At 53.3% G+C, this 996-nt stretch carries 2 protein-coding genes; both read left to right on the forward strand.

Annotated features, from left to right (window positions below):
* The coding region (locus tag H8S64_RS22115) for a TraJ family protein (RefSeq protein ID WP_494545992.1) at positions 1-464 on the forward strand (464 nt) is incomplete at its 5' end.
* A gap of 20 nt (positions 465-484) precedes the next feature.
* Positions 485-996: conjugative transposon protein TraK (gene traK, locus H8S64_RS22120; RefSeq protein ID WP_186978724.1), on the forward strand; the 512-nt coding region annotated here is incomplete at its 3' end.

Below are 996 nucleotides of genomic sequence, written 5' to 3' on the forward strand. Positions count from 1 at the left end.
TGGAAATGCTCTTTCAGGCGGCGGGGCTGATTATAGACACGCTGCGCACGTTCTTCCTAATCGTGTTAAGCATACTGGGTCCGCTGGCGTTTGCGATTTCCGTCTATGACGGTTTCCAAAGCACGCTGACCCAGTGGATTTCACGCTATATATCCATTTACCTGTGGCTACCCGTGTCGGACTTGTTCAGCAGCGTGCTGGCACGCATACAAACCCTGATGCTACAAAAAGACATCGAGCAGCTTTCAGACCCGAATTTCATTCCTGACGGGAGCAGCACCGTGTATGTAATCTTTATGATTATCGGCATCGTGGGCTACTTCACCATTCCAACGGTGGCAAGCTGGATAGTGTCGGCTGGCGGTACGTCTGCCTATAACCGCAACGTGGCACGGGCTGGGTCAATCGCCGGGGCGGCGGTCGGTGCGGCAAGCGGGAAAGTAACCGGGAAACTACTCAAATAACCAACATCAATATTTAGTATATGGAATTTAAGTCATTAACGAACATCGAAACGAGTTTCCGGCAAATCAGGCTCTTTGCGCTGGTATTCATCTGCCTGTGCGCACTGGTGACGGGCTTTGCCGTGTGGAACTCGTACAGCTTCGCCGAAAAGCAGCGGCAGAAGATATACGTCCTCGACAACGGCAAAAGCCTGATGCTGGCACTCTCGCAGGACATGGCGCAGAACAGACCCGTGGAAGCCAAGTCGCACGTGCGGCGTTTCCACGAACTTTTCTTCACGCTCTCACCCGACAAGGGGGCTATCGAAAGCAACATCAAACGCTCGCTGTTCCTCGCCGACAAGACCGCTTTCAACTATTACAAGGACTTGGCGGAAAAGGGCTACTACAACCGGGTGATTTCCGGAAACGTCACGCAGACGGTGGAGATTGACAGCGTGAAGTGCGACTTCGACCAGTACCCCTACAAGGTGAACACGTATGCCCGCCAGTTGATTGTCCGGGAAAGCAGCCTGACGGTGCGAAGCCTTGT

This window comes from Butyricimonas hominis, from assembly GCF_014287455.1.
Classification (GTDB): domain Bacteria; phylum Bacteroidota; class Bacteroidia; order Bacteroidales; family Marinifilaceae; genus Butyricimonas; species Butyricimonas muris.